General features: G+C 65.2%; 28 protein-coding genes. 15 read left to right on the top strand and 13 right to left on the bottom strand.

Annotated elements, in window-relative coordinates; translation table 11 throughout:
• Positions 1-71: 71 nt before the first annotated feature.
• The gene (gene purC / locus CDV49_RS08020; protein ID WP_035705606.1) at positions 72-836 is read right to left on the bottom strand and encodes a phosphoribosylaminoimidazolesuccinocarboxamide synthase; all 765 of its coding nucleotides are present in this window, start codon (positions 834-836) and stop codon (positions 72-74) included.
• Positions 837-996: 160 nt separating this feature from the next.
• On the opposite strand from purC, the gene CDV49_RS08015 reads away from it, so the two are divergent.
• Positions 997-1,314: a DUF1476 domain-containing protein gene (locus CDV49_RS08015; protein ID WP_088215000.1), complete on the top strand. Its 318-nt coding sequence runs from the start codon at positions 997-999 to the stop codon at positions 1,312-1,314.
• Between the two features lie 30 nt (positions 1,315-1,344).
• Here CDV49_RS08015 and CDV49_RS08010 read toward each other — a convergent pair whose 3' ends face one another.
• Positions 1,345-2,964 carry a glucan biosynthesis protein gene (locus CDV49_RS08010; protein ID WP_088214999.1) on the bottom strand — a complete coding sequence of 540 codons (1,620 nt, stop codon included), beginning with the start codon at positions 2,962-2,964 and terminating at the stop codon, positions 1,345-1,347.
• 203 nt (positions 2,965-3,167) lie between these two features.
• The gene (locus CDV49_RS08005) at positions 3,168-4,259 is read right to left on the bottom strand and encodes a PA0069 family radical SAM protein (protein WP_088214998.1); all 1,092 of its coding nucleotides are present in this window, start codon (positions 4,257-4,259) and stop codon (positions 3,168-3,170) included.
• A gap of 164 nt (positions 4,260-4,423) precedes the next feature.
• On the opposite strand from CDV49_RS08005, the gene CDV49_RS08000 reads away from it, so the two are divergent.
• The gene (locus CDV49_RS08000) at positions 4,424-5,170 is read left to right on the top strand and encodes a type 1 glutamine amidotransferase domain-containing protein (protein WP_088214997.1); all 747 of its coding nucleotides are present in this window, start codon (positions 4,424-4,426) and stop codon (positions 5,168-5,170) included.
• Positions 5,171-5,173: 3 nt separating this feature from the next.
• On the opposite strand, the gene CDV49_RS07995 is transcribed toward CDV49_RS08000, so the two are convergent.
• Positions 5,174-5,608, bottom strand: coding sequence for a SufE family protein (locus tag CDV49_RS07995; protein ID WP_088214996.1), 435 nt, complete (start codon positions 5,606-5,608; stop codon positions 5,174-5,176).
• 263 nt (positions 5,609-5,871) lie between these two features.
• On the opposite strand from CDV49_RS07995, the gene CDV49_RS07990 reads away from it, so the two are divergent.
• Positions 5,872-6,330 carry a hypothetical protein gene (locus CDV49_RS07990; protein WP_088214995.1) on the top strand — a complete coding sequence of 153 codons (459 nt, stop codon included), beginning with the start codon at positions 5,872-5,874 and terminating at the stop codon, positions 6,328-6,330.
• Between the two features lie 207 nt (positions 6,331-6,537).
• On the opposite strand, the gene CDV49_RS07985 is transcribed toward CDV49_RS07990, so the two are convergent.
• From CDV49_RS07985 to CDV49_RS20685, 4 genes are all read right to left on the bottom strand, one after another.
• On the bottom strand, positions 6,538-7,629 hold the full coding sequence (locus tag CDV49_RS07985) for a CaiB/BaiF CoA transferase family protein (RefSeq protein ID WP_306424936.1): 1,092 nt from the start codon (positions 7,627-7,629) through the stop codon (positions 6,538-6,540).
• Between the two features lie 37 nt (positions 7,630-7,666).
• Complete coding sequence (locus tag CDV49_RS07980) at positions 7,667-9,499, bottom strand: ABC-F family ATP-binding cassette domain-containing protein (RefSeq protein ID WP_088214994.1); 1,833 nt, start codon at positions 9,497-9,499, stop codon at positions 7,667-7,669.
• Between the two features lie 400 nt (positions 9,500-9,899).
• Positions 9,900-10,688 (bottom strand): inositol monophosphatase family protein, encoded by a 789-nt coding sequence (locus tag CDV49_RS07975; protein WP_035743068.1) that lies wholly within the window; start codon positions 10,686-10,688, stop codon positions 9,900-9,902.
• Positions 10,689-10,880: 192 nt separating this feature from the next.
• Complete coding sequence (locus CDV49_RS20685; protein WP_218821916.1) at positions 10,881-11,222, bottom strand: hypothetical protein; 342 nt, start codon at positions 11,220-11,222, stop codon at positions 10,881-10,883.
• A 90-nt stretch (positions 11,223-11,312) separates the two neighbouring features.
• Between CDV49_RS20685 and trpC the strand changes: the two genes are divergently transcribed.
• From trpC to CDV49_RS20125, 5 genes are all read left to right on the top strand, one after another.
• Positions 11,313-12,122, top strand: coding sequence for an indole-3-glycerol phosphate synthase TrpC (gene trpC / locus CDV49_RS07965; RefSeq protein WP_088215050.1), 810 nt, complete (start codon positions 11,313-11,315; stop codon positions 12,120-12,122).
• Positions 12,123-12,229: 107 nt separating this feature from the next.
• Positions 12,230-12,745, top strand: coding sequence for a cyclic pyranopterin monophosphate synthase MoaC (gene moaC, locus CDV49_RS07960; protein WP_088214993.1), 516 nt, complete (start codon positions 12,230-12,232; stop codon positions 12,743-12,745).
• On the top strand, positions 12,742-13,926 hold the full coding sequence (locus CDV49_RS07955) for a molybdopterin molybdotransferase MoeA (RefSeq protein ID WP_088214992.1): 1,185 nt from the start codon (positions 12,742-12,744) through the stop codon (positions 13,924-13,926). Before moaC ends, CDV49_RS07955 begins: the two co-directional genes overlap by 4 nt.
• Positions 13,927-13,988: 62 nt before the next feature.
• On the top strand, positions 13,989-14,675 hold the full coding sequence (lexA, locus tag CDV49_RS07950) for a transcriptional repressor LexA (protein WP_035743074.1): 687 nt from the start codon (positions 13,989-13,991) through the stop codon (positions 14,673-14,675).
• Between the two features lie 510 nt (positions 14,676-15,185).
• Positions 15,186-15,413, top strand: coding sequence for a hypothetical protein (locus CDV49_RS20125; RefSeq protein ID WP_143413136.1), 228 nt, complete (start codon positions 15,186-15,188; stop codon positions 15,411-15,413).
• Between the two features lie 33 nt (positions 15,414-15,446).
• Here CDV49_RS20125 and recA read toward each other — a convergent pair whose 3' ends face one another.
• From recA to CDV49_RS07925, 5 genes are all read right to left on the bottom strand, one after another.
• Positions 15,447-16,514, bottom strand: a complete 1,068-nt coding sequence (gene recA, locus CDV49_RS07945; RefSeq protein ID WP_088214991.1) for a recombinase RecA — start codon at positions 16,512-16,514, stop codon at positions 15,447-15,449.
• Between the two features lie 150 nt (positions 16,515-16,664).
• A complete protein-coding gene (gene cysW / locus CDV49_RS07940; RefSeq protein ID WP_088214990.1) occupies positions 16,665-17,501 on the bottom strand; it encodes a sulfate ABC transporter permease subunit CysW in 837 nt (278 codons plus the stop codon).
• Positions 17,498-18,352, bottom strand: a complete 855-nt coding sequence (cysT, locus tag CDV49_RS07935; RefSeq protein ID WP_088214989.1) for a sulfate ABC transporter permease subunit CysT — start codon at positions 18,350-18,352, stop codon at positions 17,498-17,500. The genes cysW and cysT overlap by 4 nt, the downstream gene beginning before the upstream one ends.
• Positions 18,349-19,347 carry a sulfate ABC transporter substrate-binding protein gene (locus CDV49_RS07930; protein ID WP_088214988.1) on the bottom strand — a complete coding sequence of 333 codons (999 nt, stop codon included), beginning with the start codon at positions 19,345-19,347 and terminating at the stop codon, positions 18,349-18,351. The genes cysT and CDV49_RS07930 overlap by 4 nt, the downstream gene beginning before the upstream one ends.
• The gene (locus tag CDV49_RS07925; protein ID WP_088214987.1) at positions 19,344-20,453 is read right to left on the bottom strand and encodes a sulfate/molybdate ABC transporter ATP-binding protein; all 1,110 of its coding nucleotides are present in this window, start codon (positions 20,451-20,453) and stop codon (positions 19,344-19,346) included. Before CDV49_RS07925 ends, CDV49_RS07930 begins: the two co-directional genes overlap by 4 nt.
• Before the next feature lie 421 nt (positions 20,454-20,874).
• Here CDV49_RS07925 and CDV49_RS20840 point away from each other — a divergent pair, with 421 nt between their 5' ends.
• The 7 genes from CDV49_RS20840 to CDV49_RS07895 all read left to right on the top strand — a co-directional run bounded on the left by CDV49_RS20840 (position 20,875) and on the right by CDV49_RS07895 (position 26,356).
• Positions 20,875-21,000: a hypothetical protein gene (locus tag CDV49_RS20840; protein WP_256947271.1), complete on the top strand. Its 126-nt coding sequence runs from the start codon at positions 20,875-20,877 to the stop codon at positions 20,998-21,000.
• A complete protein-coding gene (locus CDV49_RS07920) occupies positions 20,997-21,953 on the top strand; it encodes an OmpP1/FadL family transporter (protein WP_179209143.1) in 957 nt (318 codons plus the stop codon). Before CDV49_RS20840 ends, CDV49_RS07920 begins: the two co-directional genes overlap by 4 nt.
• Positions 21,954-22,036: 83 nt before the next feature.
• Positions 22,037-22,909: an ATPase gene (locus CDV49_RS07915; RefSeq protein ID WP_088214986.1), complete on the top strand. Its 873-nt coding sequence runs from the start codon at positions 22,037-22,039 to the stop codon at positions 22,907-22,909.
• A gap of 26 nt (positions 22,910-22,935) precedes the next feature.
• Positions 22,936-23,862, top strand: coding sequence for a homoserine O-acetyltransferase MetA (metA, locus tag CDV49_RS07910; protein ID WP_088214985.1), 927 nt, complete (start codon positions 22,936-22,938; stop codon positions 23,860-23,862).
• Positions 23,849-24,820, top strand: a complete 972-nt coding sequence (locus CDV49_RS07905; protein WP_088214984.1) for an alpha/beta fold hydrolase — start codon at positions 23,849-23,851, stop codon at positions 24,818-24,820. The genes metA and CDV49_RS07905 overlap by 14 nt, the downstream gene beginning before the upstream one ends.
• Positions 24,821-24,867: 47 nt before the next feature.
• A complete protein-coding gene (gene ppk2 / locus CDV49_RS07900; protein WP_088214983.1) occupies positions 24,868-25,749 on the top strand; it encodes a polyphosphate kinase 2 in 882 nt (293 codons plus the stop codon).
• Positions 25,742-26,356 (top strand): TetR/AcrR family transcriptional regulator, encoded by a 615-nt coding sequence (locus tag CDV49_RS07895; RefSeq protein ID WP_088214982.1) that lies wholly within the window; start codon positions 25,742-25,744, stop codon positions 26,354-26,356. Before ppk2 ends, CDV49_RS07895 begins: the two co-directional genes overlap by 8 nt.
• Position 26,357 lies beyond the last annotated feature (1 nt).

Below are 26,357 nucleotides of genomic sequence, written 5' to 3'. Positions count from 1 at the left end.
GCCCCCCGGCATTCGCCGCTCTCCTAGGCGGTTCAGCGCGGAAAAGAAAGCCCGCTTACGCCGAAACCGCCTCAGTTGATGAGGGTCGGCTTCGTCGCATGGGTCACGTTGGACGGAAGGACGCCGAGACGCCGCGCGATCTCCGTATAGGCTTCGGAGAGGTTGGAAGCCTCGCGCCGGAACGGATCCTTGTCCAGCCGCTCGACGGGAGATTTCATGTCCCAAAGACGGCAGCTGTCGGGGCTGATCTCATCCGCCACCACAAGCCGCTGATAGTCGCCATCCCAGATGCGTCCGATCTCGATCTTGAAATCGGCCAGCCGGATGCCGACGCCCATCATCACGCCCGACATGAAGTCGTTCACCCGGAGCGCGAGCGCCACCATATCGTCCAGGTCCTGTTGCGCGGCCCAGCCGAAGGCGATGATATGCTCCTCGGACACCAGCGGGTCACCGAGCGCGTCGTCCTTGAAGTAGAACTCCACGATGGGCCGCGGCAGCGCGGTTCCCTCCGGAATGCCCAGCCGCTGGGAGATCTCCCCCGCGGCGAAGTTCCGCACGACAACCTCCAGCGGGATCATCTCCACAGCACGGATCAGTTGCTCACGCATGTTGATCCGGCGAATGAAATGCGTGGGAACGCCAATCGCGTTGAGGCCGTTCATGAAGAACTCGGAAAGGCGGTTGTTCAGCACACCCTTCCCTTCCACCACGGTGGATTTTTGCGCGTTCTGCGCTTTTGCATCGTCCTTGAAGTACTGGATCAGGGTACCCGGCTCAGGCCCTTCGTAGAGGATCTTTGCCTTGCCTTCGTAAATCTTGTTGCGCCGTGCCATGAATTCTCCGTCGGCCGGCGGCGGTCGCACCCGTCGCCCTTGGCTGCGTCATAGGATAATAAGGCCCTTCCCGCAAGCCGGTCGCGGACTTGCGACCGTGGCCGTGACGAACATATGTGTATTGTGGGCCCTATAACCAAGATGCGAGGAGGTTGCAGTCATGACCATGTTTGCCGACCGTGAGCGCGCGTTTGAAGCCAAGTTCGCGCATGACGCCGAACTCAAGTTCCGGGTGGAGGCGCGGCGGAACAAGCTGCTCGGCCTGTGGGCTGCGGATGTCCTCGGCAAGACCGGCCCGGAGGCCAGCGCCTTCGCCGCCGCAATTGTTCGTACCGATCTTCTGAGCGGCGGCCAGGCCGACGTGGTCGCGCATCTGGTGGAGCAACTCTCCGGCAGTGCGGCGGAGGCGGATATACGCGACAAGCTCAACGAATGCACCACCCGGGCGCGCCGGGAGGTTCTTGACGATCTGCAATAGGGCGCGCCCCAACAGCGGGCGCCCCTTTTCTCAGCCCCCCGGATTGTTGGGGGCGAACTGGGCGAGCCACGTCTCCGTCAGGGGCTTTCCGTCGAGCGCCATGTAACCGCGCATCTCCACAATGTCGGTCCCGGCCACGGTCAGGTCGAATATCGCGCGCCAGACGTTCCCCCCCGGCACCGGCTCCACCAGCGTGCGGGTGATCTCTCCCCGGCTGGTCGTGACCTCGATTGTCGGGAAGACGCCATAGGGGATCTGGGTCAGCACGGGCGGATTGTCGAATTCGATGGCGATCTTGTAAACGCCCTGCGGACGCGGCTTGCCGGGCTGGCCGCCGCGCCCATAGCGGGTGGAGATCACCTGCGCCACGTTTGTCGCCGGGAACGGCTCCTGATCCACCCAGTGAAGCCGGTATGACAGGTCGTAGCGGCTCCCCTTCACCGCCGCTTCCTCAGGCACCCAGAAGGCGCCGATGTTGTCATGGATCTCGTCATCCGTAGGGATTTCGAGAAGCTGTACACTTCCCCTGCCAAGCGGCTTCAGCGGTTCCACCCAGAGGCTCGGGCGGCGGTCGTAGAACACACCATCGCGGTAATGGTCGAAGTTCCGGTCCCGCTGGAGCAGGCCGAACCCCTTCGGACTATCATCGCCGAAGGCCGATATGCGCGTTTCCGTCGGGTTGCGAAGGGGGCGCCAGATACGCTCGCCCGCGCCGGTCCAGAGGGCAAGACCATCGGAATCATGTACCTCCGGCCGCCAATCCTCCATCCGTGCGCGCCCGTATTCCGCGTACCAGAACATGGAGGTGAGCGGCATGAGGCCCAGGCGCTTCACGTCCTCCCGCAGGAAAAGCGTGCATTCGATATCCATCAGCACGCCCTTGGAGCGGTCCTGCCCGCGGGTCATGGTGAAGCGGTAGGCACCGGTCACGCTCGGCCCGTCAAGCAGGGCATAGACCGTCACGGGTTGCTCGGGATCGGGCGATTCCGCGATATAGAAATCGGTGAAATCGGGAAATTCTTCCGGCGCATCCGGGACCGCCGGGTTGATGGCCACGCCCCGCGCCGACAAGCCGTATTGCCCGAGCGCACCGATCGCCCGGAAATAGGAGGCACCCAGGAAAGCCACCCAATCCTGCGTCCGCCAGTCGTCCGCCCCCCACCATTCCTGAAGCCGGAAGCCCGCGAAACCCGAATCCTCCGGCAGGCGGCGCGCCGGGCTGTCGTCCGGCATGGCGAAATAGGAGGGCGAATACATCACCTCCCGCGCCGTGCTGTCCTGAACGAGGTGCATCCGCACCGACTTCTGGAAATACTGGCCGAGGTGGAAGAAGACGACCGGATAGGCCCCGCCCGACCCTTCGCGCGCATAGGGCGAGAGGTCCGTGTTGAACTTGATCTTGCCCCAGGCCTCGTAGTCGATTTCCTGCGTGACCTCCGGCGCGGGCCGGTACGGCGAGCGATAGGCGGTCTTTGCCGCGGCCTCGGCCCGCTGAATCAGCGTTTCGAAGGTGAAGGGTTGCGCGGTCCCGAGGTGGAGGCTGTTTTCCTGCGCGCGGGCGCCGCGCGATGACATACCGAGCAGGGGTGGCATCAGCGCAGTGGCCGCGGCGGCGCCAAGGAGGCTGCGTCGGGTAAGGCGGATGGACATCGTCGGTGTTCCTGCTGGCTGGCAACATGCGACGGCGTCGTCAAAGGGCCGTCGGCGCGGAGGAACCTCGCGCGCAGCGGATCGAATACCATTTCCTCTGTGCCGCCATCAATGCCGAAGCGGCGGCTCCGTGCGGGTTCCCGCGTATCTGTGATGTGGAAAGCGCGGGTTTTCGCAGGTTCCGAAGCCTCCATCCCTGACAGTCAGAACAGCGAAAGCTGATCGCCCGGGCGCGGTGGAACGCGGAACAGGTCGGTGCGGAGCGCCCGCCCCTCCCGCGTGAGGCCGAGACGCGTCACGGCAACGCGGAACCGGGCGGACATGAGGTCGGCCCATGGTCCCTCCCCCCGCATCCGCTTGCCGAAGGCCGGATCGTAGTCGCGCCCGCCGTGCAGCTCCCGCACGCGTCCCATGATCCGGCCGGCACGGTCGGGAAAGCTCCGCTCCGCCCAGTCGCGGAACAGGTCGGCCACTTCCCGCGGCAGGCGGAGCGGGATCATGCTGGCCGTGGTCGCACCCGCGTCGCGCCCGGCCTCGAGGATCGCTTCCATCTCATGATCGGTGAGCGCCGGGATCATCGGAGAGGCCATGACGCGCACCGGGATGCCGGCCTCCGCCAGCCTGCGGATCGCAGCCAGCCGCCGGGCAGGCGCAGGCGCGCGCGGCTCCATCCTGCGCGCGATGTCGGGGTCCAGCGTGGTGACGGACACCCCGACCGCGGCGAGGCCGGAAGCGGCCATGGGAGCGAGAATGTCGATATCCCGTTCGATCAGCGCGCCTTTCGTGACGATGGCCACCGGATGGTTGAATTCGCTGAGCACTTCGAGCACCCGCCGCATCACCTGCTCCTTCGCCTCCACCGGCTGATAGGGGTCGGTGTTGGTGCCGATGGCGATGACAGCGCAGGCATATCTCGGCGAAGACAGCTCCCGCGCCAGCACCTCATGTATGCCGGGGCGCACGATGAGCTTCGTCTCGAAGTCCAGCCCGGGCGAGAGGTTCAGATAGGCATGGGTGGGCCGGGCAAAGCAGTAGATGCAGCCATGCTCACACCCGCGATAGGGATTTATGGAGCGGTCGAAGCCGACGTCGGGTGACTTGTTGCGCGTGATGGCGCTTCGCGGACGTTCGATCCGCAGTTCGGTGCGGAGCAGGCGCTCCTCCTCCGGGATGTCCCATCCGTCATGGAACACCTCCCTCCGCTCCGCTTCGAACCTGCCGCTGGCATTGCTGCCGGCCCCGCGCGCCCGGAGCCGCAGATGAGGAGGGAGAGGAGAATCGCCAATCTTCGCCATGCGGGCAGTATTAGAACATTTAGCGAACATAACAACTGGCTTCCGGCGGTCTTTCGCCGGTTGAGGCGGGAGCACCGGCCCCTTTCCGCCGACCTCTCCCACTTGTGGGTTTCCCCTGAGGGCTTCACTCCCTTAAGCAGGGGAAAGTCCCGAAAGGAGTTTCCATGGCGCGCATCCTCTTCGTCCTGACCTCACGGCGCGAAACCGGCGGAAACCGGACACCGGCAGGCTTCCACTGGGAGGAGTTCGTCACCCCCTACTGGGCTTTCCGCGATGCGGGGCATGAGGTGGTCGTGGGATCGGTTCTCGGCGGAGAGGCGACGGGTCTGCCCGGATCGGAGGTCGATGGCCCGCATGGGCGCATCTCCCGCTCCGTCCGTCGCTTTCAGGAGCGCGGGCAAGAGATGGAGCTGCTGCAAGGCACGCTGCCCATCGTTGCCGCCAAGGCCGAGGATTTCGACGCGCTGTTCTTTCCGGGCGGTGTCGGGCCGCTGTGGGATCTGCACGAAACCCCGGAGGTCGGCGCGCTTGTTTCGGCCGTTCTGGCCAAGGGCGGTATTGTCGCGACCGTCTCCACCGGAGCGGCGGCGCTTCTGACGGCGCTGGACGCAGAGGGAGAGCCGATAGTACGGCGGCGGCGGATCAGCACCGCCCCGGATGCGGAGCTTTCCGCCGCAGGCCCCGCGCCCTATTCCATCGAAGCGGCATTGGTAGAGCGCGGCGCGCGGATCGGCCGCAACGAATACCTGTTCCGGCCCCATGCGCTTCGCGACGGCGGACTGGTCACCGGGCAGAATCCGGCCTCCGCGGCGCCGGTGGCCCGCCTTGTGCTGAGCGCGCTGGCGGACATGCAGGGCGCGCAGCCGACGCTGGAACTGGTTCCGCCCGCGCTCTTCCGGCGTCCGGGATAAGGATCAGGAGGCGCGGGCAGCCTCTGCATCCGCCACGTCGCGGATCCGGCGCACCATGGCGCGGAGACCATTCGAGCGCTGCGATGACAGGTGCTCGTCAAGGCCGAGCCGCTTCAGCTCACCTGGTGCATCCACCTTGCGCACCTCTGCCACGGTCAACCCGGAATAGAGCGCATGGAGAATGGCGATCAGCCCCCTTACGATCATCGCGTCGCTGTCGCCTTCAAAGGAAAACACCGCATCCGCGCCCGCGCCCTCCATGACGGGACGGATCCAGACCTGACTGGCGCAGCCATCCACCTTGGTCGCGGGCACGCGGAAGGCATCGTCGAGCGGCGGCATCGCCTTGCCCAGTTCGATCACATGGCGGTAGCGGTCCTCCCAGTCGTCGAGGAAGTCGAACGTGTCGGCGATGTCTTCAAAAGCTGGCGTGGCCACGGCAGGTCTCCTTTGGCACTGGACCTAAGCGTCCCGCCGCCCCTCGTCCAGCCCCAGCCGCCGAAGTAGCTTTGGAAGGGAGGCCGGCAATCGCGTCTCCGTCGCGCGGAGGCCAGCGCTCCACCCGGCGTCCGAAACCGCGCGTCTGCATCCGCGGCTCGCGAGCGGGCCCCTGTGTCCGGCGGCGCAAAGGCCGAGCGGGAATTGGCTTTCCAACTGCCGCCCTTTCGGCTACCGAAGAAGCCAAGAACGAGGGACGTCCGATGAAGATACCGCTGCTCGCCGCCCTGACGCTGGTCATCGCGCTTGGTGGCTGCGCCTCGCGCTGGAATCCGATGAATTGGGCGGGGTCGAACTCGGCTCCGGACACGCTCGAGCCGGAGGAAGGCTATGCCGCCGCGACCGTGGACACCCGGCCGCTGGTCGCGCAGGTGACGGGACTGACAATCGATCAGGCCCCGGGCGGCGTGATCGTCCGCGCCACCGGGCTCCCGCCGACCCAGGGCTACTGGAACGTCGCGCTGCTTCCGCAGGGCCCGGCCGAAAACGGCACGATGACCTACCGGTTCGTCGCCGTCCCGCCCGGTACGGCCGTTCCCGCAGGCTCAACCACTGCGCGTGAGGTGACGGCAGCGCGGTTCATCAACGCTTATCAGCTTGAGGGTATCCGCAATATCGTCGTCGTCGGAGAAACCAACCAGCGGAGCGTGACCGCCCGCTGACCGGTGCGCAGGAGGAGGGCGCCTTCGCGCCGCCGCCCCTTGCAGGCCGCTGAAAAAGCATTCCGCGGTTGCCTTGGGGCGAAGATCTTTCCCACATTGTTGAGGAGCGCCCCGGAAACCGCAGTTTTTGGCGCGTGACCGGACAGATGTTCTGGCTTTCAACACAAGCCCGGTGAGGTGGCCGGCTTTTTTCGACAGCCTGCGAGGTCAGTCCCAGCGCGCCAGAATGTCCGGCACCGCCAGCGGCTCCGTCTGACTCGTCTCACGCACCACGCCTTGCGTGCGAGACAGGCGGGGCGCCGGTGCGGGCTGCACGACACCGTCCCACGTCCCGAAGGCCCCACGCGCGACGTTGTGCGGATGGCTGGCCGCCTCGTCGATCGACAGGACGGGGGCGAAGCAGACATCCGTCCCCTCCATCTCGGCACACCACGCGTCACGGCTGCGCGTCGCGAATACGGCGGCGAAGGTTTCCCTGAGGCTCGGCCAGTTCGCGGGATCAGAGCGGTCCGGCAGGTCAGCGGCATTCAGGCCGAGCCGCGCCAGCAGTTCAGCATAGAACTTCGGCTCCAGCGACCCGACCGAAACGAAACGGCCATCCGCACAGCGATAGCAGCCATATTCGGGCGCGCCCCCGTCCAGAAGATTCGCGCCACGCCGGTCCTGCCAGCGGCCGCCTGCGCGCATGCCGTAGATCATCGACATGAGATGCACCGTGCCATCGGTGATCGCGGCGTCCACCACCTGCCCCCTGCCGGAGCGGGCAGCCTCCAGCAGCGCAGCAGCCATGCCGAAGGCGAGATAGAGCGCACCGCCCCCGAAATCCCCGATCAGGTTCAGAGGAACCGCAGGCATCTCCTGCGGCCCGATCGCGTGCAGCGCACCCGAGAGCGAGATGTAATTGATGTCATGCCCCGCCGCGGGGGCGAGCGGCCCCGTCTGCCCCCAGCCCGTCATCCGCCCATAGACGAGACGCGGGTTCTCAGGGAAATCGTCCGGGCCGAGGCCCAGCCTTTCCATGACACCGGGCCGCATCCCTTCGATCAACGCGTCGGCGCGGGAGACGAGGGCGCGGGCCGTCGCTCTGTCCTCCGCATTCTTCAGATCCAACCGGATGAAGCCCCTGCCCCGGTTCAGGATGTCGTAATCCAGACCAAGCAGGCTTTCGCTGCCGGGTCTCTCGATGCGGATGACCTCCGCCCCCATGTCCGCCATGAGCATGGCGGTGAAGGGGGTCGGTCCCAGCCCCGCGAACTCGACAACCCTGATCCCCGCGAGCGGGCCATTCACTTCCGTCATCCTATCCCCCCTTTTTTTAACCCCGGCGTACCCCGCGTCAGCCGGAGGCGCGTTCCTCCAGCGCCAGCCATTCCTCTTCCGCCAGTGACAGCGCCTCCTGCCGCTCCGTCAGCGCGGAACTGGCCTTTGCGAATTTGGCAGGCTCCCGCGTGAATAGCTCGGGATCGGAGAGAAAATCGGTGAGCTTCGCGATCTCCCCCTCCAGCCGCGCGATGATGGCGGGCAGCGCCTCTAGCCGGTGCTTCTCGGTAAAACTGAGACCGGTGCGATCCGCCGCGCTTTCCTGCCGGGGCGCGTCCTCTTTCTTCGGCTCCGCCCTGCGGGGCTGGCCCCTCGGCTCATCGGCAGACGCAGGTGCCGCGCCCGCCTTCTGAGCGCGGTAGTCGCTCCAGCCGCCCGCATAGACGGTGGCGCGCCCGTCCCCCTCCATCGCGACGGTCGTGGTCGCGACACGATCTATGAAGTCGCGGTCGTGGCTGACCAACAGCACCGTGCCCTCATATTCGCCAAGCAGATCCTGCAACAGGTCCAGCGTTTCCACGTCGAGGTCGTTGGTCGGCTCGTCGAGCACCAGCACGTTCGACTCGCGCGCCATGATCCGCGCCAGCAGAAGCCGCGCGCGCTCCCCCCCGGACAGCGCGCTGACCGGCGCGCGCGCCTGCCGCTCGTCGAACAGGAAGTCCTTCAGATAGGCCACCACGTGTTTCGGCCGCCCCCGCACCATCACCTGATCCGACTGGCCGGAGACGCGCATCTCCGGGTCGCCGGTAAGGCTTTCCCACAGCGTCTGTGCCGGGTTCAACTGCGCGCGGGCCTGATCGAAGATCGCGATCTCAAGGTTGGTGCCGAGTCGCACCGTGCCGGTATCTGACGGAATCTGCCCCGTCAGCATACCGATGAGGGTGGTCTTGCCCGCGCCGTTCGGTCCGACGAAGGCCACCCGGTCGCCCCTGAGGATGCGGAGCGAGAAGTCGCGCAGGATCGTCCGCTCGCCAAAGGTCTTGGAGATATGGCTGGCCTCCACGACAAGACGCCCGGACTGGTTTCCGGCCTCCAGCGCGAGGTCCGCCGTGCCCTGACGGCGGATCATGGAGGACCGCTCCTCCCGCAGCGCGGCAAGCGCGCGGACACGGCCCTGATTGCGCTTGCGGCGGGCGGAGATGCCTTCCACCGCCCATTTCGCCTCCGACTTGATCTTGCGGTCGAGCTTGTGGCGGGCGGCGTCTTCCTCCGTCCAGATGCGGTCGCGCCAGTCCTCGAAACCGTCGAAGCCCTGATCCAGCCTGCGCACCTCCCCCCGGTCGATCCACAGCATTCCACGGGCGAGGCGGCGCAGGAAGGCCCGGTCGTGGGAGATCAGCACAAAGGCCGAGCGCGTGGTGGAGAGCGTCTCCTCCAGCCAGCCGATCGCGGAAATGTCGAGGTGGTTGGTCGGCTCATCCAGAAGCATCAGTTCCGGCTCTCCCGCCAGAAGCTTTGCCAGCGCCGCGCGCCGCTTCTCCCCGCCCGACGCCGTGGCAACCGGCGCTTCGGCGCGGAAGCCCAGCCCTTCGGCGGCCATCGCGACACGGTATTCCTCACCCGGGGGCAGGCCATCCGCCGCGAAGTCGCCCAGCGTGGCAAAGCCCGACAGGTCAGGCTCCTGCTCCATGTAGCCGACATGCGTTCCGGGAGAGAGCACCTTTTCGCCCGCATCGGGCTCCACCAGCCCCGCCATGACCTTCATGAGCGTCGATTTGCCGGAGCCGTTGCGACCGACGAGCGCCAGCCGGTCGCCGGGCTGCACCACAAGGTCGAGACCTGCGAAAACGGGGTTTCCACCCCAGGTGAGAGAGATGCCAGAAAGCTGGAGAAGGGGAGCGCGTGCCATGGCGCTGGCCTAGTGCCGCACCGGGCGGAGGTCAACAGGCGCTTGCGGTCCATCAGCCTGCCTGCCGCTCCGCCCCCCGAATGACATGACGGTCACGTCGAGCGGGTGACGGCGGCACGGCCGTTTGTCGGGGTCCCGCTCGGAGCGGGCAGACCGGTCGCTCGGCGGTCCGCGGCCGTTGCGTCCGCAGGCGCACCGCTTGGCGTGCCAGACTGAAACCCTGCCCGGGGCAGGGTTCCTTGGCAGGCTGCTCAAAGGTTCAGGCGTCTCATGTCTAGGTTCTGGAAATCGGCAAATCGGCCCATGAATGATCCGAAATGTCCAGATCTCCGGCTGGATTTCGCCGGATTGCGAAGGATTTCACTCCAACGCGGACCTGAAAGCCTTTTCCTGCCGCCTGTCAGGCTTCGCGGATGATCTTGGCGAAACCGTCGAAGATATTCGCGTTCGCGGCCAGAACGGTGCCCTTTTCGATCGGGTCGTCGTCCTTGCGGACGGCCTCCGCAAAGCCACCAGCCTCGCGCACCAGCAGCAGACCCGCCGCCATGTCCCAGGGGTTCAGCCCGCGTTCCCAATAGCCATCGTAGCGCCCCGCCGCGACATAGGCGAGGTCGAGCGCCGCCGCCCCCCAGCGCCGCACACCGGCGCAGACCGGCATGAGCCGCCCGAGATCCTTCAGCGTCGCCGGCAGCGTGCTGCGCCCGCCGAAAGGAACACCGGTCGCAAAGATGCACTCGATCATCGTGCGACGGTCGGAGACGCGGAGACGCTGCTCGTTCATCCAGGCGCCCGCGCCCTTCTCCGCCCAGTAAAGCTCGTCCTTGGCCGCGTCGAACACCACGGCGGAGACGATCTCCCCCTTATGCTCCAGAGCGATGGAAACGGCCCAGTGCGGCAGCCCGTGCAGGAAGTTGGTCGTTCCGTCGAGCGGATCGACGATCCACCGCCGGGTCGGATCCGCGCCCGCGATGGCGCCCGTCTCCTCGCCCAGCCAGCCATAGGTCGGGCGTCCGGCAAGAAGGTCTTCCTTGATGATCTGCTCGGCGGCGATATCGGCCTTGGAGACGAAATCCCCGGCCCCCTTGGAGGAGACCTGAAGGTTTTCCACCTCCCGGAAGTCCTTCACAAGACTCCGGCCCGCGCGCCGCGCGGCCTTGATCATCAGGTTGAGATTGGCGCTGCCCCGCATGCTAGGCTCCTTTCGATCAGCCCGCGCATATAGCGGCTGCGGAAGGATAAGGAAAGCGCCTCATTCTGCGGATGCCAGCGGGACCGGCCCTGAGGGTCTTCCGCCTGCCGTGCGAAACCGGGTCCGGCTGTTTCCCCCGGCAAGCCGGATGCCGTGCTCCCCGGGGTTGGCCGGGGATAGGAGCGTGCTCTGTCACCGCCCCGCGATGATCTGCGCGATTCGCGCGCTGTCCTGTCCGGGCGTGAGCCAGCGCCCCCGCTCCAGTATCTCCAGCGTGTATTCCCGGTAGGTCAGTCCGCAGGCCTCGGCGAGCTTCATCCGCCGCCGCACCACCTCGACCGGGGCTTTCCACGCGGCCTTCACCTCCGCCTGCCAGCGCAGCACCATTCCCAGGCCCTGCAAGGGAGGGCCGCCATTGTGGCCGATGCCGAAAGGCGGCCGTTCCTCCCGGGCGGGCGGCGCGAAAGCGGCCTGCCAGGCCGCGCTCCGCCAGACTTCCGGCACAAGCACGAGGGAGGGAACTGTGTCTGCCATGCGGCACTGTTGCCGCCATGTCGTCCCGCCCGCAAGCCCGATCCGCGCGCGGCCCTTTCCTTTGAGCCGCGGCGGCGCTACCTTCCGGCCATGACGACGATCCTCGACAAGATCCGGGCCTACAAGCTCGAAGAAGTGGCCGCCCGCAAGGCCGCGCGGCCGCTTTCCGATGTGGAGGCCGACGCGCGCGCCGCCTCCGCGCCCCGCAACTTCGCCGAGCGGCTGATCGAGGCATCGAACGGCGGCTACGGCCTGATCGCGGAGATCAAGAAGGCCAGTCCCTCAAAGGGTCTCATCCGCGCCGATTTCGATCCGCCCGCTCTCGCCCGCGCCTATGCCGAGGGCGGGGCGACCTGCCTGTCGGTGCTGACGGACGGACCGTCCTTCCAGGGGGACGACAGCTACCTCATCGCGGCGCGTGAAGCGGTTGATCTTCCGGCGCTCCGCAAGGATTTCCTGTTCGACCCCTATCAGGTGGCGGAGGCGCGCGCCCTTGGCGCCGATGCGATCCTCATCATCATGGCTGCGGTGGACGACAGCCTTGCCGCGGAGCTGGAGGGCGCTGCGAAGGACTGGGGTATGGATGTGCTCATCGAAGTGCATGACGAGGCGGAGTTGGACCGCGCCCAGCACCTCACCTCGCCGCTCATCGGGATCAACAACCGCGACCTGCATACGTTCGAGACCAGTCTCGACGTGACCCGTCGCCTCTCGCGGCTTGTCCCGCCGGAGCGCACGATCGTTGCAGAAAGCGGCATGTCCACGCCCGCCGATCTCGCCGATCTGGCGCAATACGGCGCGCGCTGCTTCCTCATCGGGGAAAGCCTCATGCGGCAGGAGGATGTCGCCTCCGCCACGCGCACTCTGCTGGCCAACCCCATGGTCGGAGCGATGGGGTGAGCGAGCCTTCCCGCGCCGGTTCCGCTGTCGCCGGTTCGCTCGGGAATGGCCCGCGGGCTGCTGCTGACGGAGGAGCAAGCCAGTCCCCCGTAGAGCCGCCCGCCCCCATGACCGGGGCCACGGCCGGCGAAGGCATCGGCCAGCGCCTCACGCATTTCGATGCGGAAGGCCGCGCCCATATGGTTGACGTGACCGAAAAGGAAGTGACCACCCGCACCGCGACAGCTGCGGGCAGCGTCAGGATGACGGAAGCCACGCTGTCCCGCATCCTCACCGGTGCGGCGGAAAAGGGCGATGTCATCGGTGTGGCCCGTCTGGCGGGCATCATGGCCGCCAAGCGCACCGCCGAGCTGATCCCCCTCTGCCACCCGTTGCCGCTTTCCCGCGTTGCCGTGGACCTCGTGCCCGATCACGCGCTTCCGGGCCTCAGGATCGAGGCGACAGTGCGGACCACTGGCCGGACAGGTGTGGAGATGGAGGCCCTGACCGCCGTCACGGTCGCCGCGCTCACCGTTTACGACATGCTCAAGGCGGTCGAGCGGGGTATGGTCATCTCCGACATTCGCCTGCTGATGAAGGATGGCGGCCGCTCCGGTCTCTACACCGCCGGAGACGCCACGTGATCCCGCATGAGGAGGCGCAGGCCCGGGTTCTGGCCCTCGTCTTTCCGCTGGCGGTGGAGACGGTGCCCCTCCGGGAGGCCGCCGGCCGGGTGCTTGCGGAGCCCGTGCTGGCAGAGCGCGATCAACCGCCCTTCGATGCCTCAGTGATGGATGGTTATGCAATCACCGCCGCCGATCACCATGCCGGGGCAAAGCTCCGTGTGATCGGTGAAGCCGGCGCCGGACATGCCCATGCAGGTCGATTGTCGCCAGGAGAGGCGCTCCGCATATTTACCGGCGCGCCGGTGCCCCAGGGCGCGGATGCTGTCGTCCCGCAGGAAGACACGAGCCGGAATGGCACGCTGGTCACGCTTGCCCATGTTGATCCCGCGAGCAGTTACATCCGCCCGCGCGGGGGTGACTTCGCGGTCGGCACGACGCTGGCCGCACCACGCCGCCTTTCTCCCGCCGATCTGGCGCTGATCGCCGCCATGAATCGTCCCGCTGTCCGCGTCCATCGCCGCCCGGTCGTTGCCATCGTCGCCACCGGCGATGAGCTGGTCATGCCCGGCGAGACGCCGCGCCCAGACCAGATCGTCTCCGCCAACTCCTTCGCCCTCGCCGCGATGATCGAGGCGGAGGGCGGCATCGCCCGCATCCTTCCCCTCGCCCGCGATGAATTCGATGCCCTGAGAACGGTGCTGGACCTGACGGCGGGCGCCGACCTGATCGTCACGATCGGGGGGGCCTCCGTCGGAGATCATGACCTGATGTCGCAACGCGGTGAAGACCTCGGGCTTGATCTGGAGTTCCACCGCATTGCCCTCCGCCCCGGCAAACCGCTGATGGCCGGACGGAGGGGGAGCGTGCCGCTTCTGGGGCTGCCGGGCAATCCGGCCTCCGCCATGGTCTGCGCCGCGCTGTTTCTGCTCCCCATGCTGCGCGCGATGCAGGGCCACCCGGACCCCCTTCCACGCCCTCGCACCGCCCGCCTCGCCCGCGATATCGCCGGGAACGGTAACCGCGCGCATTTCATGCGGGCCCGGCTCGAAGAGACCGGAGCGCTTCCCCTGCTGCATCCGGCGGAAAGTCAGGACAGCTCGCTCATTGTGGTGCTTTCGGATTCGAATGCACTCCTCTTCCGCCCCATAGGCGACCCGGCGAGAAAAGCCGGGGAAACAGTGACTTGGTTTCCTTTTTAAGTTTGACACAAAGCACGAACACCGTTAGAACTTAAACGGAACATACTGGCGGGAGAGTTTCCGTGCTGACGCGCAAGCAATTGGAACTTCTGGATTTTATCAATAAAAGAATGCAGCGCGACGGCATTCCCCCCTCTTTTGATGAGATGAAGGAGGCTCTGGATCTCCGCTCCAAATCCGGGATTCATCGCCTTATCACTGCGCTCGAGGAACGCGGGTTCATTCGCCGACTCGCCCATCGCGCACGGGCCATCGAGATCCTCAAGTTGCCGGAGGCGATGGAGAAAGCAAGCTTCGCGCCCCGCGTCATTGACGGAGATCGCCCCTCCCAGCCAAAGGGTGCGCGCCCTGTCACCCCGATCCACGCAACGGAGCTGCCGGTGATGGGACGGATTGCCGCCGGTACTCCGATCGAGGCCATCAGTGAAATATCGCATCATGTCGCGGTGCCCGGGCAGATGCTTTCCGGTCGCGGAAATCACTACGCCCTGGAGGTGCGTGGCGATTCCATGATCGAGGCCGGGATCAATGACGGTGATATCGTGGTGATTCGCGAACAGCTCACGGCAGATAATGGTGACATCATCGTCGCTTTGGTCGAGGGTCAGGAAGCAACGCTCAAACGCTTCCGGCGGCGTGGCTCGATGATCGCGCTAGAAGCGGCAAATCCGACTTATGAAACCCGCCTTCTCCGTGATGATCAGGTGAAGGTGCAGGGTCGGCTTGTCGGGCTTATTCGAAGCTACTGACAGGGGAGATAATCGGCGGCTTTCTATGGCTTTCCGATTGAAGTTTTTAAGGCTCCCTTCGTCTTTCTCTGACGTGAAAACGTTCAGCGCTTGCTTCGATGGAGCATCAGCGAACATCGGTGCGAGAGCGAACCTTGGGTCGACCGGGGTTGGGATTTCCGGGCTTTTGTCGAGGCAGCTGGCCAGTTCTGCTGCGGAGTTTGGGAGGTCTGATCGGGGTCTCGCAACCGATCGCACCGTGAGGGCGTCCTCATGGTAGCCTTGAGTCAAGCCGCCATCTTCTCGCGCTCGTCAGCACGCGTCATGAACCAGCCTGTGTTCAGCTACTCTCCCAGCCAGGGAAGGTTAGCCGAAAACTCCAGTTTCAAACGGTCCAGTTCTCAGGGGGCAGAGTACTCCCTTCATGTCCGGTGCTCTCCTTGAGTCGGCCTCTAGCATCGGATGGACAAGCTATCGGGGGTCATAGCAAATGAAATGCTCCCATAGCGGTCATTTTGGAAAGGATGAACGATGAAAAAGATGCTTTTGGTCATGGCAGTGCTTGCCGGATGTGGACAGGCTTCGTCCAATCATCGGGAGAACAACACGCCCGAGCAGCGCGCTCAGGAGCTCGCAGGCATGTCCCTGACCAATCTGTGCAAGCTCTATGGCAACCCGCGCACACAACCGGAGACGAAGGCTAGTGTGCTGACAGAGGTACAACGTCGCGGATTCAATGGGTGTCCCTCGACCCGTTGAATGAAAGAGGCCGCTTTCAAGCGGCCTCCTTGCTCAATCCTCGACCATGTCGCCATCGTTCTCTGCAATGGCGAAATCGAGACCATGGGCAGCACGAATACGATCCTCGATGGTAGAGGCAACGTCGGGGTGGTCTTTCAGGAACTGCTTGGCGTTCTCTCTACCCTGACCGATGCGTTCATCGCCGTAGGAGAACCACGAGCCGGATTTGTCCACTACCCCAGCCTTGACGCCGAGATCGAGGAGTTCGCCGGTCTTGGAAATACCTTCGCCGTACATGATATCGAATTCGACTTGCTTGAAGGGCGGCGCGACCTTGTTCTTGACCACCTTCACCCGCGTGGTGTTGCCCACCACCTCATCCCGATCCTTGATGGAGCCGGTCCGACGGATGTCGAGGCGCACGGAGGCATAGAATTTCAACGCCTGCCCGCCGGAAGTGGTTTCGGGAGAACCGAACATCACGCCGATCTTCATGCGGATCTGGTTGATGAAGATCACCATGCAGTTCGACCGGCCGATCGAAGCGGTGAGCTTCCGCATCGCCTGACTCATCAGACGCGCTTGAGCGCCGACCTGGCTGTCGCCCATGTCACCCTCGATCTCCGCCTTGGGAGTGAGGGCGGCCACCGAGTCGATCACCACCAGGTTGACAGCGCCCGAACGGACCAGGGTATCCACGATCTCCAGCGCCTGCTCACCCGTATCCGGCTGGGAGATCAACAGTTCATCCAGATTGACGCCCAGCTTCCGCGCATAGGAGGGGTCGAGCGCGTGTTCCGCATCCACAAAGGCGCAGACGCCGCCTTTCTTCTGCTCCTCAGCCACCACGTGAAGGGTGAGCGTGGTCTTGCCGGAGCTTTCGGGGCCGTAGATCTCCACGATACGCCCCTTCGGCAGACCGCCGATACCAAGGGCGATGTCGAGGCCCAACGACCCCGTCGAAGTCGACTCGATCTCCGTCACGGGGCTGTCCACCCCGAGCTTCATGATAGAGCCCTTGCCGAATTGCCGCTCGATCTGGGCGAGCGCCGAGTCGAGGGCCTTTTGCTTGTCGCTCACGCGCTTGTCCGTCATGTCGAGGAGGTTCGCCATTGCCATGTGATGCGCCCTTCTTGTCACAGCCTGCCGCGACCGGCAACCTTCGCCGGAAGTTCTTTCATTGTTCTCATCATCTATGCGATCAAAACGAGAACAAATCAATCGAATTCTCTGAGGATCGACGATCTCACGGCGAGGTTAACAGAAGGTTTATGACCGACGCGCCTCAACGAAAGCCTTGGCGATGAGGGCGAGCAGAGCGATCAACGTCAGAACGGTGGCGGCAGCAAAGGCACCGACGGCGTTGTAGTCGTTGTAGAGCAGTTCGATCTGCAGGGGCAGCGTGTTCGTCTGCCCGCGGATATTGCCCGAAACAACGGAAACCGCGCCGAACTCTCCCACCGCCCGCGCTGTGCAGAGCACCGCACCGTAAAGCAGCGCCCAGCGGATGTTCGGCAATGTCACCCGCCGGAACACCTGCCAGCCGGACGCGCCGAGGGTGACGGCCGCCTGCTCCTGCTCGCTTCCCTGCGCCTGCATGAGCGGCAGCACCTCCCGCGCAACGAAGGGAGCGGTGACGAACAGAGTAACCATGATGATGCCCGGCAGGGCAAAGAGGATCTGGATGTCATGCGCGGCAAGCCAAGGCCCCAACAGCCCCTGCCGCCCATAGAGAAGCAGGTAGCAGATACCGGCGATGATCGGCGAAATGGAGAACGGGATCTCCACCAGCGCCATGACGAACTTGCGCCCCGGGAAGCGGAAACGCGCCACCAGCCACGCAGCAGCAAGCCCGAATCCCACATTCAGCGGCACCACGATGAGCGCGGTGAGCGTCGTGAGCCAGATGGCGTGCAGCGTGTTGGGATGCAGGATATTCGCCTGCCAGACCGCCCATCCCTGCCCGAAGGCGCGCCAGAAGATATAGACGAGCGGCACGACGACAAGCGCCAGCGTCATCGCCACGGCCAGCCCGATCAGCAGCCGGGGAACCAGCAGGCTCCGGCGAGGCGCAAGCGCGCCAGCGGCGGCGGCGGCGGCCGTCATGCGGCCTCCTTGTGGCGCATCGCCCAGGATTGCAGTAGGTTGGACAGCACGAGCAGAACGAAGGCAAAGAGCAGCAGCGTCAGCGCAATGGCGGCAGCGCCGGAATAGTCGTATTCCTCCAGCCGGATGACGGCGAGCAGCGAGGCGATCTCCGTCTCGAACGGCAGGTTGCCCGCGATGAACACCACGGCGCCGAACTCCCCGAGCGAGCGCGCGAAGGAGAGCGTCACCCCGGCCAGAAAGGCGGGCAGGATCGCCGGAAAGATCACCCTGCGGAAGATCGTGAACGGCCGCGCGCCCAGCGTCGTCGCGGCCTCCTCCAGCGCGTGATCCAGATCCTCCAGTACGGGCTGCACCGTGCGAACCACGAAGGGAATGGAGGTGAAGGCCATCGCGACGGCCACGCCCCAGATCGTATAGACAACCGGAAAGCCAGCGGCCTCCAGCCACATGCCGAACCAGCCGTTTCCGGCGAAAAGCGCGGTCAGCGTGATGCCCGCCACCGCCGTAGGCAGCGCGAAGGGCACATCCATCAGCGCGTCCAGCAGCCGCTTGCCGGGAAAGTCGTAGCGCGTCAGCACCCATGCCATCAGCAGGCCATAGACGGCGTTGACGACCGTCGCCATCGCCGCCGCCGTCAGCGTGAGCCGAAACGCGGCAAGCGTGCGCGGGCCGGTGACGATCTGCCAGTAGCGCGCGAAGCCGATATCCGCCCCCTTCAGCACCAGCGCCGCCACAGGCACCAGCACGATCACCGTGAGGTAGATCATCGTCACGCCGATGGAGAGGCCGAAACCGGGAAGCACCCGTTTCGGCCGCACCGGCGCGGTGGAGGGGGCGGAGAGGCTCATTGGTTGACGAACACGCTGTCGAGAATGCCGCCTTCGGCGAAATGCTCGGCCTGTGCCTTTTCCCAGCCGCCGAAGACGTCGTCCACCGTCACCAGCTTCACCTCCGGGAAGTTCTCGGCGAACTCTTCCGCTGCGGCTTCGTCATGCACGCGGTAGAAATGCTCGGCGAGGATCTTCTGCCCCTCCGGCGCGTAGAGGAAATCCAGATAGTCCGCCGCCAGCTTCTCCGTGCCGTTCTTCTTGGCGACCTCGTCCACCACGCTCACCGGAAAATCCGCCATGACGGAGAGCGAGGGCGTCACACGCTCGAACCCCTTGTCGCCATATTCCCGCGCGATGCCGCCGGTCTCCGCCTCGAAGGTGATGAGAACGTCGCCGATCTCGCGCTCGGCGAAGGTCGTCGTGGCGGCGCGGCCGCCCGTGTCGAACACCGGGACGTTGGAGAAGAGCTTCTTCACGAAAGCCTGCGCCTTCGCCTGATCGCCGCGGTTCTGATCCAGCGCAAAGGCATAGGCGCCGAGATAGGTATACCGCGCGTTGCCGGAGGTCTTGGGGTTCGGGAAAACCACCTTCACATCGTCGCGGACAAGGTCGGACCAGTCCCTGATGTTCTTCGGGTTCCCCTGCCGCACGAGGAAGGCCGGCAGCGAGTAATAGGGCGAGGCATTGTTCGGCAGCCGGTCGCGCCAGTCCTTCGCGATCAGACCGCCTTCGGCCAGCACGTCGATATCGGTGACCTGATTGAAGGTGACCACGTCCGCGGGCAACCCCTCAAGGATCGCGCGCGCCTGACGGGAGGATCCGCCATGCGACTGGTCGATCGTCACGTCGCGACCGGTTTCGGCTTTCCACTTCTCGGCGAAGGCCGGATTGATGGCCGCGAAAAGCTCGCGTGCGATGTCGTAGGACACGTTGAGCAGCTTGTCCTGCGCCAGAACGGGCGCGGCGAAGCCCAGCCCTGCGGCAAGGACGGCTCCGAAAAGGGCGTGTTTCACGAACGGTTCTCCTTGAGTATGGCGGTGGGAGCGACGAGCGGCGCGGCCTGGGGAGCGCGCTTTCCGTCGGCGAAGACGCGGCCCGCTTCGGGGCGCAGCCTGATCGGGGTGCCGGTGCGGATATCCGCGACCCCGCTCGACCGGCGCGGAACCTCGATATCGAAGGACAGCCCGCCCGGGCCGGTCACGCACAGCCGGAGCGTCGCGCCGGTGCTGACGATGGTCGAGACCGTGAACGGGGATGTCCGATCCACCGCCGGGCTGATCTCACCGGGGCGCAGGAACAGCCGCGCAGCCCCGTCGGGATAGGCCACGCGTGGCAGGTGGGACGCATCCACGCCCGCAGCCTCCACCCGCCCTGCCCTGAGCGTGACCGGCAGTTCGACCGTCGCGCCAAGGAAACGGGCCACGAAGGGTGTCGCGGGATGGTCGTAGATCTCGTCGGGCGTGCCGATCTGCTCGATCCGCCCCTCGCCCATCACCACGACCCGGTCGGCCAGTTCAAAGGCCTCCTCCTGATCGTGGGTGACAAAGACCGTGGTCGTGCCGCGCGCCTCGTGCACCTCGCGCAGCCAGCGGCGCAGATCGCGGCGCACGGCGGCATCCAGCGCGCCGAAGGGCTCGTCGAGCAGCAGGACTTCCGGCCCGATGGCCATCGCGCGTCCGAGCGCCACCCGCTGCCGCTGCCCGCCGGAAAGAGCGGCCGGATAACGGTCGGCAAGATGCGCAATCTGCAGGAAGTTCAGCAACTCCGTCACCGTCGCCGCGATCTCCGCCTTCGCGGGACGGCTGGAGCGGGGGCGCACTGTCAGGCCGAAGGCGATGTTGTCGCGCACCGTCATATGCGGGAAAAGCGCGTAATGCTGGAACACGAACCCGGTGTTTCGGGTCCGCGCGTCCAGCGCCAGCCAATCCGTCCCGTCATGGGAAATCGCGCCCGCATCCGGCCAGTCCAGCCCGGCGATGATCCTGAGCAGCGTCGTCTTGCCGGAACCGGACGGCCCCAGCAGCGCGACAAGCTCCCCCGAGCCGATTTCCAGCCCGATTCCCCGCAGCACTTCCGTCGTCCCGAAGCGTTTGGTGAGCCTTTCGATGATCAGAGCCATTACCATTGTCCTCGGGTTCCGGGTCAACGGAAGCTAGAGGCGGCGAACACCCTGAACAAGGAAACGGGATGGGCGATTTTGGCGCCGTTGAAAGCATAAAATGCTATATGAACTACGTTTTATAGAATACCTATCCCTTCAACCAACTCACCATTCCTGGCCCGTAGAAAGAAAATCCTGCTCTTGGCCGTCCGTCGGAACATCCGCCGCCTCGCAGGCGCAACTGCGGAACGGTCGCCCGGATTCGGCGGCGGCGGAGAAATACTCGCCATCACAGGAATTCACGCAACCACAGGTGTAGCATCATCGCCGCGCGCGCAAAAAACGATCTGCTTTCCCTTGGGTTACCGTTGACCGCTCGCATGCGTTATCTAGCCTCATCACAAGGGCGTGCCGCAGGCCGCGCCCAAAAGGGGGGAAAATGAAACGACTGCTGCTCACGACGGCCTTTTTCGGGTTGTCCGCCACTCTCGCACAGGCTGCTGCTATCGAGCGCACCTTCACGTCATCCTCGATCCTGTTCGAAGAGGGTCGCTATGTGGAGTGAGCCTCGGCACGGTGAATCTCGACTCGAGCGGGCGGTTGAACGGCCTGCCGGTGTCAACCGGCGGCGGCGTGATGGGGAACTTCAACACCTACATCCTCGGGCTGAAATATCCCGTCACACCGGATCTGGACGTGGCGCTCGTGCTGGATCAGCCGGTGGGCGCCGATGTAAGCTATCCGTCCGACACGTATTACCCCCTCGCGGGAACGCGGGCCAAGGTGCGCTCCAACGGCGCGACCCTGATGGCGCGTTACAAGTTCAACGAGAATTTCAGCATCTATGGCGGCCTGCGCGTGCTGCGGACGTCCGGGCACGTGAATCTGAACACGCCGCGGTTCACCTACGGATTGCAGACGGATTCGGAGACCGATCTGGGCTGGCTGGCCGGGGTGGCCTACGAGATCCCGGAATATGCGGTTCGGGTCGCGTTGACCTATACCTCCCCCATCGATCATGATTTCGGGGCGCGGGATACGTTCGTGGGCGACACGCGCTTCACCACCACCATCCCGAAGTCGGTTCAGCTGGAGTTTCAGACCGGCATCGCGCCCGACTGGCTGGCCTTCGGCTCCATCCGCTGGGTGGAATGGTCCAAATTCGATATCAATCCGCCGGCCTACAACATGCTGACGGGCGGGCCGCTGGTGGGGTATGAAGACGATACCACGACCGTCGTGGTGGGCATTGGCCACAAGTTCAACGAAACCTGGTCCGGCGCCGTGCTGTTCGGCTATGAGACTGCGATGGACGGCTATTCCTCCAACCTCGGGCCGCCCAACGGGCGTCGGAGCATCGGCCTGGCCGGAACCTATACCCACGGCCCGATGAAGGTGACGGCTGGCCTCTCCTATCTCGACATGCGGGACAGCGAGACGAACATCGGTGGCGCCTATACCGCGACCTTCAACCAGAAAGGTCTGCTGGCCGCCATGAAAGTGGGCTACGCCTTCTGATTGCCAACCGCCCCGTTCCCGCGCGAACGGGGCTACCCATGCCGGATCGAAGCGGTTATCCCTCCGGCAAAACCGGAGGGATCATGATCCACGCCACCGCCCGCGACTGGCTCGACGCGCCTGCGAAACGGGTGCTGCTGTTCGGCATGTCTGGGCTTGGCAAGACCCATGTTTCCAACATCCTGCGCGACAGTGGGCGCTGGTTCCACTACTCCGTCGATTATCGCATCGGCACGCGCTACATGGGCGAATACATCGTCGATAACTTCAAGCGCGAAGCGATGCGGAACCCGTTCCTGCGCGAGCTTCTGATGAGCGACTCGATCTTCATCGGCTCCAACATCACCTTCGACAACCTCGCACCGCTTTCGACCTATCTCGGCAAACCCGGCAACCCGGAGAAGGGCGGCCTGCCCTTCGCCGAATACATGAAGCGGCAGGAGCAGCACCGGGAGGCGGAGATCGCCTCGCTGCTCGATACCGGGCGCTTCATCGACCGGTCAGAGGATATCTACGGCTATCCGCATTTCGTCTGTGACTCCGGCGGATCCATCTGCGAGGTCGTCGAACCCGACGACCCGGAAGACACGGTGCTGACGGCGCTCGCCTCCCGTGCCCTGCTCATCTGGATCAAGGGGTCGGAGGCGCATACCGCGGAACTCGTCCGGCGCTTCGACCGTGCGCCGAAGCCGATGTATTACCAGCCCTCCTTCCTGCATGACGCCTGGGCGACCTATCTGACTGATACCGGTCTGGGTGAGACGGAGGTCGATCCCGACGCTTTCGTCCGCTGGACCTATGCCCGCGCCCTCGCCCACCGCCAGCCGCGCTATGCCGCCATGGCGCGGAACTGGGGGATCAGCCTCGATGCGGAGGATGTGGCGCGGGTGAGATCGTCCGATGATTTCGCGGCCCTTGTCGCGAGAGGACTTGAGGACAAACGCGCGAGAGCATAACTCGCCGCTCTGGAAGGAGCCGCATCATGCCGATCAAACTGCCCGAGAACCTGCCCGCCTACGATGTCCTGTCGCGAGAGGGCGTCATGGTGATGTCGGACGATCGGGCCGCGCGGCAGGACATCCGCCCCTTGCGTATCGGGCTGCTGAACCTGATGCCGAAGAAGATCCAGACGGAGAACCAGTTCGCCCGCCTGATCGGCGCCACCCCGCTGCAGATCGACCTGCACCTCATCCGCATGTCAGAGCATCAGACGAAGAACACCGCCGCCGAGCATATGGAGGAGTTCTACCGCCCCTTTCAGGATGTGAAGGCATCGGGCGAGAAGTTCGACGGCCTGCTCGTCACCGGCGCGCCCATCGAGCATCTGGCCTTCGAAGATGTGACCTACTGGGATGAACTGCGCGAGGTTTTCGACTGGACGCAGCGCAATGTCCACTCCACCTTTGGCGTATGCTGGGGCGGAATGGCGATGATCAACCACTTTCACGGCGTTCAGAAGCACCTCCTGCCAGCCAAGTCCTTCGGATGCTTCCGTCACACCAACATGTCGCCTTCCTCCCCCTATCTCCGCGGCTTTTCCGACGACTTCGTCATTCCTGTCAGCCGCTGGACAGAGATGCGGCAGGCAGAGATCGACGCGCATGAAGGGCTGGTCACGCTCCTCGGCTCCCATGAGGTCGGCCCCTGTCTGGTGGAGGATCCGGCCCACCGCGCGCTCTATATCTTCAATCACTTCGAGTATGATACTCATACTCTGAAGGAAGAATACGACCGGGATGTGGTGCAGGGAAAATCCATCAACGTGCCGCTCAACTATTACCCCGACGACGATCCCGCCCGCCCGCCTGTCAACCGCTGGCGGAGCCACGCCCATCTGCTCTACGGCAACTGGATCAACGAAATCTACCAGTCCACTTCTTATGACATGAGAGAGATTGGCGAGCAGTAGCCTCCTCATCGCCCTCGTGGCAGGCGGGGGCTTCGCGCTCCTCACCCGCCATCGGGCGAAGCGGAACACCCTGCGGGCGGAGGCGGAGTATCCTGCCGTCGGTCCCCCGCTCACCATAGACGGCATACGGGTGGAGGCGGTCACCCGCGGGCATGGGCCGGACCTGGTGCTCATCCACGGGGCGAGCGGCAATCACCGCGACTTCTCCGCGTTGTTGCCCCGCCTTGTGGATGCGTTCCGCGTCACCGTTTTCGACCGACCCTCTCTCGGCTGGACAGGCGGGATCGACCGGGAAACCGATCCCGCGGCACAGGCTGAGTTCCTGAGCGCGGCCGCGGACAAGCTGGGGCTCCGCAATCCGATCCTGGTCGGTCATTCCTACGGGGGCGCCGTGGCGCTTGCCTGGGCGATGCAGCGTCCCGGCAGGGTCAGGGCTGTGGTGGCGATCAGCGCGGCGACTCACCCGTATCCCCGGCCCGTCGCGCTCACCACGCGGCTGCTGGCCACGGCCTTTGCCGGTCGGCTTTCCGCGCCGTTCTTCACCGCATGGTCCACGCCGCGCATGATGCGCGCCGCCTTCGGCCCCGCGTTTGCCCCCCAGCTCGCGCCCGGCGATTATGCGCAGACAGCGGGGCTGGCGCTCACGCTCCGCCCTGCGAGCTTCACCGCCAATGCCCGGCAGGTGGCGGGCCTCAGCCGGGCGCTCCGCCGGTTGCGGCAGGGGTATCCCGGACTGATCCTGCCGGTGGAGGTGCTCCACGGCGATGCGGATGCCATCGTGCCCGTTCGCCGCAACGGCGAGGCGCTGGCGATCGATGTGCCGTCGGCGGTGCTGAGCGTGATCCCGCATGCCGGGCACATGCTCCATCACACCCACCCCGACGCGGTGATCGCCGCGATACAACGGGCGCGGCTTCGCTCCGCGGGCGCTGCACGCCCATTGCCGTCGGAGCGATGATCTGGATAGTGGGCATGTCCGGGCCAGCGACATAGCGGGGGAATGCCATGACTGACAAAAACAAGCTGCCATTCGATGGTGCTATTTCTGCCTACTACGAAAAGGATGCTCCAAAGGAGGTCCGCGAGGCGATCAAGAAAGCGGGCAAGAAGGATGTCCTTGCCAAGGACTATCCCTATCCCACCGAGCTTTCCCGGGACGAATACGACGCGCTGATGGAGCCGCTTCAGATAGAGCTGGCGAAGCTCGTCTCGCATGTGCGGCGCAAGGGGTCACGGCTCATGATCCTGTTCGAGGGGCGGGATGCCGCCGGCAAGGGCGGCACCATCGCGGCGGTGACGGAGAACATGAACCCGCGCGTGGCCCATACCGTCGCGCTGTCCAAACCCTCCGACCGCGAGGCGACGCAGTGGTATTTCCAGCGCTATGTGCAGCACCTGCCCGCCGCCGGAGAGATCATGCTCTTTGACCGGAGCTGGTACAACCGGGGCGTGGTGGAGAAGGTCTTCGGTTTCTGCACCGACATGGAGCGCGCCCAGTTCTTCCGCCAGCTCCCGCCGTTCGAGCAGATGATCGTCAGCGAGGGGATCACCTTCGTGAAGGTCTGGCTGAGCGTGGGACGAGCCGAGCAGCTCCGCCGGTTTCTCCAGCGCGAACAGGATCCGCTCAAGCAGTGGAAGCTCTCCAATATCGACGTCGAGGGGCTGAAACGCTGGGATGATTACAGCGCCGCCATCCGCGAGACGCTGATCACCAGCCATACCGACTTCGCGCCCTGGACCATCGTGCGCTCCGACGACAAGCGGCGGGAGCGGATCGCGGTGGTTCAGTCCATCCTGCTCAGCCTCGACTACGAGGGGCGCGACAAGAAGGCCATCGGCCAGCCCGACCCGAAGATTTGCGGCGGGCTTGACATGCTGGATGCTTAAGCGCGGCTATCATCACGGCAACCTCCGTCAGGCGCTGGTCGATGCGGCGCTGAAGCTGATAGAGGAGAAGGGACCGCAGGGCTTCACCCTGTCGGAAGCCGCGAAGGCTGCCGGTGTGACGCCTGCGGCGGTCTATCGGCATTTTGCGGGGCGCGACGACCTGATCGCTGAATGCGCGCGGCATGGGTACGAAATCTTCGCCGACCTGATGGAATTCGCCTTTGACAGCGGGCCGACGGCGCTCGCGGCCTTCGAGGCGACGGGGCGCGCCTACATCGCCTTTGCCCGCAAGTTTCCCGGCCACTACATCGCCATGTTCGAAAGCGGGATTTCCCCCAACATCTCGCCCGGCCTTGCCGACGCGGCGGCGCGCGCGCGGGGCGTGCTGGAGCGGGCCGCAGTGCGGCTTTCGGAAAACATCCCCCCCGAGAAACGCCCGCCCGCCTCCATGTTCAGCGCGCATATCTGGGCGATGAGCCATGGCGTGGTGGAGCTTTACGGCCGGGGTGCGCCGGGTGCCCGATCCCCCTTCCCGCCGGAGGAACTCCTGGAAGCGGGGATCGGCATCTATCTTCGCGGGCTTGGCCTGCTGCCGCCCGATAACTGAG

This window comes from Haematobacter genomosp. 1 (genome assembly GCF_002196855.1).
GTDB lineage: Bacteria > Pseudomonadota > Alphaproteobacteria > Rhodobacterales > Rhodobacteraceae > Haematobacter.
The sequence above is the reverse complement of the archived record's forward strand: the minus strand, read 5'-3'. Positions and strand labels throughout refer to the sequence as shown.